This window comes from Cryobacterium sp. 10I1 (assembly GCF_035019805.1).
Lineage (GTDB): Bacteria > Actinomycetota > Actinomycetes > Actinomycetales > Microbacteriaceae > Cryobacterium > Cryobacterium glucosi.
Window position 1 is genome coordinate 22327 of the sequence record NZ_JASJVF010000015.1, and the last position, 6847, is coordinate 29173.

Here is a 6847-nt window from a genome sequence, read left to right on the forward strand (position 1 = left end):
ACCCCAGCCCGCCAACGAAAGGAAGAACCAGATGGACTACCGCCTCTTGGGACGCACCGGTGTAGAAGTGAGCCCCCTGTGCCTCGGCACGATGATGTTCGGCGCCTGGGGCAACCAGGACGTCGACGACTCGATCCGGGTCATCCACCACGCCCTGGATGCCGGGATCAACTTCGTCGACACTGCCGACGTCTACTCCGGAGGCGGATCAGAGGAGATCGTCGGGAAGGCCCTCGCGGGACGTCGTGACGATGTCGTCCTCGCCACCAAGTTCTTCATGCCGATGGGGAAGGGCCCGAACCAGAGTGGCGGGTCTCGGAAGTGGATCATGCAGGCCGTCGAAGGCTCACTGCGCCGCCTCGGGACCGACTACCTCGACCTGTACCAGGTGCACCGCCCGAGCGCCGCGATGGACGTCGAAGAGACGCTCGGCGCGCTGACCGATCTGGTCAGGCAGGGAAAGGTCCGTTATATCGGCTCGTCGTCGTATTCCGGCAGCCAGATCGTCGAGGCGCAGGTGGCCGCACGCGACCGGAACCTCGCCAGGTTCGTCACCGAACAGCCGCCCTATTCGCTCCTCGTCCGCGGCATCGAGCAGGATGTCCTTCCCACGGCACGTCGCTACGGCATGGGCACCCTCACGTACAGCCCACTCGCCGGCGGGTGGCTCTCCGGCAAGTGGCGCAAGGACGCCGCTCCCGTCCCGACCTCGGCGGCACGCCCGAGCGCCCGTTTCGATATGACGAGCGTCGCCAACCAGCAGAAGCTCGAGGTCGTCGACGCCCTCGCCCGGGTCGCTGACGAGGCCGGTCTCACACTGATCCAGATGGCGATAGCATTCGTGATCAACCACCCGGGAGTCACCTCGGCGATCATCGGCCCGCGCACGATGGAGCAACTCATTTCGCAGCTTCCCGCCGCGGACGTGATCCTTTCCACCGAGGTGCTCGACGCGATCGACGCTCTCGTCGCCCCCGGCGTCACCTTGAACCCCGACGACAACAGCTACGGAGCGACCGAGCTCACCCCGGCCGCGCGCCGCCGCTGACGATCGCCGTCCTGTCTCCGCTCTCGCGGTAGGGCGGATGCTGCGAGGCCGACGATGAGACCGTGCGAAGGTCAGACCGTGCGCGGGGCCTTCGCGAGGTTGGCCTCGAGCTCGGCGGTGTTCTGGCGGATCACGTAGGCCGGGCGGTCGCGCTCGACTCGCCAGCTCTCGGAGAGCGGGCCGATGTTCACGGTGTCGAAGCCGAATTCGTCATACAGCTTCGTGACGAAGTCGGAGGCATCCGCGAAGTCAGACGAGGTCGCGAGCGCGCGCCGCGCCGGGTCGCCGGCGGGGTGCGCGTCTCCGGTGATGTCGACGGCCATGATGTGGTTGAAGCCCTTCGCGACCCGGGACGTGGGCAGGTGCGCCTGCAGCATGCCGGTGACGGTCGCCTCGCCCTTGTCGAGGGCGTCGATGTGGCCGTCGCGTTCGAAGTAGTAGTTGTTGGTGTCGATCACGATCTTGCCGGCGAGTGGCTCGACGGGCACGTCCGCGTATGCCTTGAGCGGCACGGTCACGACGGCGACGTCTGCGGCCTCTGCCGCCTGGACGGCGGTTCCGGCCGTCGCCTTCGGGCCGAGTTCGGCCACGAGGTCCGCGAGGGTCTCCGGGCCGCGAGAGTTGCTGATCACGACGTCGTAGCCGCTCTCGATCGCCTTGCGGGCGACCTGGCTGCCGATGTTTCCTGCTCCGATGATTCCGATAGTTGTCATGATCGCGACAACGAGGTCCGGGCGGAAAATGTTCCCGCATCAGCGAAAAGTACGCGCCTGGCGAAATCGTTCACACGGCGAATCGGGTGATGGCCGCGGCCGGCCCTCCGCCGGGAACGTCGTCGGCGCGGACCGCGAGCACCCGCGCGCCCGAGAGCAGGGCCCGGCGGGCGATCTCGTCCACGACGCCGTAGTTGTGGGCGTCGTCGACGTCGTCGAAGGTGATCGCACCGGATTCCTCGTCGACGTACCCCGGGATCTTCCGGTCGATGTCGACAACGAGGGTGTCGATGGCGCCGTAGGTGGCGGCACGGGCGATATCGCTGAGGTCGGTGGCGCCGCGGCCCTCGTTGAAACGGGCCTCGATCAGATCGGAGAGTTCACCGAGCTGGGCGGCATAGAGCCGGTCCAGGACGGGACGCGCGACGGCCGCGAGCTCCTCGGGAGTCCGTTCGTCGGGGTTTCCTTCGATGGTCGGGGCGGCGAGGAGCGGATACCCGCTGACCCCGCGGAAGATGCTGTTCAACGGTTCCGCGGTGGCCAGAATGAGTGGCAGGCCCGAACCCGTCACGAGTGGCCTGATCGCGGCATCCACCGATCGGGAATACTGGGCGAGGCGCACCTTCTGCCCCTCTGAGCCCTGGATGCGCCCGGACGGTGATCGGCCGCTGATCGACGGAAGACCGACGGCGCTCGCCGCGTCAGCAGGCAGGCCGGGCACGTCGACGACGTATGCTCCCGCGTCCGGCGAGACCTCGACCAGCCGGGCCGCATTCTGCGACACGGCGAGCACGAACGCCGTTTGCGGGAAGGTGATCGCCCGGAGCAGGGGCTTGATGTACAGGCGATCGGCCACCTCGAGCACGGAGGGGAGCACGTTGGGCACCCGAAACGTCTGCAGGTGGCCCGAGTAGTGGAAGATCGCGAGCGACCGCGACAGGTAGGACCAGAACTGACGGTCCTGGATGAGGTCCGCGATCGCGTCCTCGAGCTCTTCGACGGCGGCCCGGCCCGCCCCGGCCTCGGTGAGCTGCCGGGCTGCGGCCGCAACCTGGTTGCGGAGCTCGATCCGGGACGGTTCGGATTCGGTCGGAACCGGACTCGTGGGCAGATAGATCGAGACGCAGAACGGTTCCCGCACGGCCGCCAGCTGCCGGATCGACGTTGGATTGGGGATGTCGGTGTGCAGCATGTCTGGCCCGTACCTTCCGGAGAGTCGTTGTCTGGTTTCTCGTGCGTCCCCCGCGACGACGACAGTGTAGCCCCGGCTCCGGAGGGCCGCGCGGCGCATCCGTGCAGCTGCGGGCCGTAGTGTTCCAGTGAGGTCCGATCGCCAGGATGTCTGGTTCGGGCCGGTCGCGACTGAGAGGGATTGAACATGGAGTATCGCCGTTTGGGCAAGTCCGGGCTGCAGGTCAGCGAGGTGTCCCTCGGGTCGTGGGTGACGTTCGGCAAGCAGGTGCGCGAGGACGACGCGCTGGCGTTGATGACGCTCGCCTATGACTCGGGGATCAACTTCTTCGACAACGCCGAAGGCTATGAAGCAGGTGCATCGGAGGCCCTGATGGGGGCCGCGCTGGAGAAGCTCGGCTGGGACCGTGATTCCTACGCCGTGTCGTCGAAGGTCTTCTGGGGCGGATCGAAGCCCACGCAGCGGGGCTTGTCGCGCAAGCACGTGACCGAAGCCTGCCATGCCGCGCTGAAGCGCCTGCGGGTGGACTACCTCGACCTCTACTTCTGCCACCGTCCCGACATCGATACGCCGATCGAAGAGACGGTCTGGGCGATGCACAACCTCATCATGCAAGGCAAGGTGCTGTACTGGGGAACGTCGGAGTGGAGTGCGCAGCAGATCACCGAGGCCCACGCCGTCGCCCGGGCCCTGCACATCACGCCGCCGACCATGGAACAGCCGCAGTACAACATGTTCACGCGCCAGAAGGTGGAGAGCGAGTTCCTGCCGTTGTACGACACCTTCGGCCTCGGCACGACCATCTGGTCGCCGCTGGCCTCCGGGGTCCTCACCGGCAAGTACAACGACGGGGTTCCCTCGGACAGCCGGATGAACCTCCCGGGCTACGAGTGGCTCAGGGCGGAGTGGGAATCCGAAGCCGGGAAGGCCAAGCTCGAGAAGGTCCGCAGACTGGCGACCGTCGCCTCGGATGCCGGGCTGCCCTTGACGCACCTGGCGCTGCTCTGGTGCCTGCGCAACCCGCGGGTGTCGACGGTGATCCTGGGGGCGAGTAAGAAGGAACAACTGGCCGACAACCTCGCGGCCCTGGACTCGAAGGCCGCTCTGACCGCCGAAGTGGTCGCAGCGATCGAGGAGATCCTCGGCAACGAACCGCCGGCCCCCCAGCGCTACTGAGCTCACCCGCGGGCGCTGGCACCGTCCTTCGGTCGTCTCAGTGGACGAGGACCGCGACCGAAATGTCCGGCTGCGGGCGCGCGAAGAGATAACCCTGACCGTAGCGGCAGCCCATATCTCGGAGGAGCTCAAGCTGTTCGCTGGTCTCGATTCCCTCGGCGACGACGTCGAGTCCGAGGGAATCGGCCAGGTGCAGGATTCCCCGTACGATCGCCTGGTCGCGGTCAGAGGAGACAAGGTTGTCGATGAAGGTCATGTCGATCTTGAGTAGATCGACCTCCAGCGAACGGAGCTGGGCGAACGAGGAATAGCCGGTTCCGAAGTCGTCGATCGCAAGGCGGACGCCGAGATCGCGCAGTTCGTCGAACGTGCGGGTCGCCGAATCCATGACGTCGATAACGGCGCTCTCGGTGAGTTCTAGCCAGAGCTGGCCGGGCGCCAGCCCGGTCTCGAGGAGGGCGCGGCGAACGACGGTGCCGAAGTCCGAGCGCACGAACTGCCGCGCGGAGACATTGACGCTGACGGCTTGATCGGCATCGAGCGAAGTGGCCGCAGAACACGCCTGCCGAAGCACCGCGCGGCCGATGTCCCTGATCAGCCCGGTCTCCTCGGCGATCGCGATGAAATCGCCCGGCGCGACAATGCCGATTTCCGGTCGCCGCCAGCGCGCCAGGGCCTCGGCCGCCGCGACCCGCGGGTTCTGCAGGTCGACGATCGGCTGGTACCAGGTCTCGATCTCACTGCGTCCGACAGCAGTGCGAAGCCCGATCTCCGTGTCGACCCGCCGGCGGATGCGCCCGCGCAGGTCGTCGTTGAACACCTCGTACCGGGCGCGACCCTGGTCCTTCGCCAGGTACATCGCCTGGTCGGCCTGCCGGAGCAGCGTCTCGGCGTCCTCGGTACCCGTGCTGACGGCGATGCCGATGCTCGTGTCGACCATTGCGGTCTGGTCGCCGATCTCAATGGGCAGGGACACCGCGGCTTGCACCGCCTTTGCGATCCGGCGTGCCTCCGCGCCCGTGCCGATGTCGGGACAGAGCACGACGAATTCATCGCCGCCGATCCGGGCGACCGTGTCAGAGGCCCGGACCGCCGCGCGCAGCCGGACCGCGATCTGGGCGAGGACCGCGTCGCCGGCGTGGTGGCCGAGGCTGTCGTTGACGACCTTGAAGCGGTCGAGGTCGATGAAGAGCAGGCCGACTCCACGGTGCGCCCTGGCGGCGAAGAGGAGTGCCTGGTCGAGCCGGTCGAGCAGGAGCAGGCGGTTGGGCAGGTCCGTCAGGGGGTCGTGGAAGGCGAGGTGCTCCACACGCGCCTCCGCCGCTCGCACGGCCGTGACGTCGGTGACGCTCAACAGGTAGCCGGTGACGCCGGTCGTGTCGAGAATCCGGGTGGCGCTCGCCTGCACCCATTTCGCCTCACCGGTCAGGGTCTGGAACCGGAACGTCGATTCAAAGGCGGCACCGGATGCGACGGTCGTCCTCCACGCGTCGATCACCCGCTCCGCGTCGTCGGCGTGGATGTTCCGGCCCCAGCCATCTCCCCGCGACGCCTCGACGCTCAGTCCGGTCATTCGCATCCACTGCTCGTTGGTTGTGACGACGCCGCCGCCGGCGTCGAATTGCACGATGCCGACGGGCGCGATGCGGATGAGCGCGTGCAGTCGCTCGGCGGTCCTGGCCAGTTCGCGGGTACGGTCGTGCACCGCGCTCTCCAGGGTTGCATTGGCCACGGCCAGGGCGTCGAAAGCGCCGTCCCGTTGGATGTCGAGCGCGCGGAGCCGTCCGGCCGCGATCCAGGCGACGCCGAGGACGAGCCCGATGGTGGACGAGACGAGCAGCGCGTTGCCCAATTCGGCGTCGAACCAGCCTTCTCGCTGGGCCCAGAGGCGCAGCCAACCAAGAAAGAACGGACCGAGAATGATAATGGGGAGACCGCTTCGGAGTAGCCGGCCCGCACTCCGGCGGTCGCGGACCAGGCCGACCAGCCCGATATCCGGTCGTTCGTACAGGATGGCCGCGGCGATCGCGCCCACGCAGAGAACGGTGAGCGTGGAGATGTTCAGCGGCCGGCCGGGGTCACTCACGGCCGATACTCCGTAAGCGGCGCTGAGGATCGTCAGGAGCACCAGCAACAGGGTGAGAACGGCGAAGCCGGCGGTGACGGCGGCACCCGCCACGCCACGGAGGCAGAAGGCGAGTCCGAGGAGCACGAGGGAGAGTGCGGTCCCGATCGCCATTCTTGGTGGCGAGCCACCGAGGCGGAGCCCCGGCAGGAGAACGTCGACGCCCAGGCCAACGCCCGAGACGTATTCGGCGAGGGTCAGTCCGCCGATGACGGTCGCGGCGGCGCCCAGCGCTGTCGCGACCGCCGGGCGGTCGGCGAGGGCGAGGGCGACCGCGAGAACGAGGAGCCCAACGATCGTTGTCGGCTTCATGACGTCGTGTGGCAACGCTGCGCCGGCCGACAGGTCGAGCATGTACCACCGGACCAGGGAGAAGAGGGTCACCAGGGCGACGAGGGCGGAAACGACCCGACTGTCACGGCTGACGCGCACCACCGCTCCCCCCAACTGCCGGGCATTGGTGCCGGTCGACACTTGAACAGTACTGGCTTCCGATGCGGTGCCGTGCACGCAGTCCGGTTCGCCTCCGCGAGAGCGGGTGAATCGTCGTTCTGCCGCGCTCAGAACGACGGCTCACCCGCTTTCGCGAGGAA

5 protein-coding genes are annotated in these 6847 nt (G+C 67.6%); 2 read left to right on the plus strand and 3 right to left on the minus strand.

Translation table 11 applies throughout. From position 1 onward, the window contains the following. Positions 1 to 31: 31 nt before the first annotated feature. Positions 32 to 1048: an aldo/keto reductase gene (locus tag QN345_RS03065; RefSeq protein ID WP_134449139.1), complete on the plus strand. Its 1017-nt coding sequence runs from the start codon at positions 32 to 34 to the stop codon at positions 1046 to 1048. 71 nt (positions 1049 to 1119) lie between these two features. Here the strand turns inward: QN345_RS03065 and QN345_RS03070 are convergent, their stop codons facing one another. Together QN345_RS03070 and QN345_RS03075 are read right to left on the minus strand one after the other, a co-directional pair. Further along, positions 1120 to 1761: an NADPH-dependent F420 reductase gene (locus QN345_RS03070; RefSeq protein WP_134449138.1), complete on the minus strand. Its 642-nt coding sequence runs from the start codon at positions 1759 to 1761 to the stop codon at positions 1120 to 1122. Between the two features lie 70 nt (positions 1762 to 1831). Further along, the gene (locus tag QN345_RS03075; protein WP_134558329.1) at positions 1832 to 2953 is read right to left on the minus strand and encodes a hypothetical protein; all 1122 of its coding nucleotides are present in this window, start codon (positions 2951 to 2953) and stop codon (positions 1832 to 1834) included. A 186-nt stretch (positions 2954 to 3139) separates the two neighbouring features. Between QN345_RS03075 and QN345_RS03080 the strand changes: the two genes are divergently transcribed. Next, positions 3140 to 4129: an aldo/keto reductase gene (locus QN345_RS03080; RefSeq protein WP_322188807.1), complete on the plus strand. Its 990-nt coding sequence runs from the start codon at positions 3140 to 3142 to the stop codon at positions 4127 to 4129. A gap of 37 nt (positions 4130 to 4166) precedes the next feature. Here the strand turns inward: QN345_RS03080 and QN345_RS03085 are convergent, their stop codons facing one another. Next, positions 4167 to 6686, minus strand: coding sequence for a putative bifunctional diguanylate cyclase/phosphodiesterase (locus QN345_RS03085; protein WP_323504668.1), 2520 nt, complete (start codon positions 6684 to 6686; stop codon positions 4167 to 4169). Positions 6687 to 6847 lie beyond the last annotated feature (161 nt).

What these genes read in the sequence shown, in the direction of transcription:
- QN345_RS03065 (WP_134449139.1), top strand. Translation starts at nt 32, where the DNA reads ATGGACTACCGCCTCTTGGGACGCACCGGTGTAGAAGTGAGCCCCCTG.
- QN345_RS03080 (WP_322188807.1), top strand. Translation starts at nt 3,140, where the DNA reads ATGGAGTATCGCCGTTTGGGCAAGTCCGGGCTGCAGGTCAGCGAGGTG.
- QN345_RS03070 (WP_134449138.1), bottom strand. Translation starts at nt 1,761, where the DNA reads ATGACAACTATCGGAATCATCGGAGCAGGAAACATCGGCAGCCAGGTC.
- QN345_RS03075 (WP_134558329.1), bottom strand. Translation starts at nt 2,953, where the DNA reads ATGCTGCACACCGACATCCCCAATCCAACGTCGATCCGGCAGCTGGCG.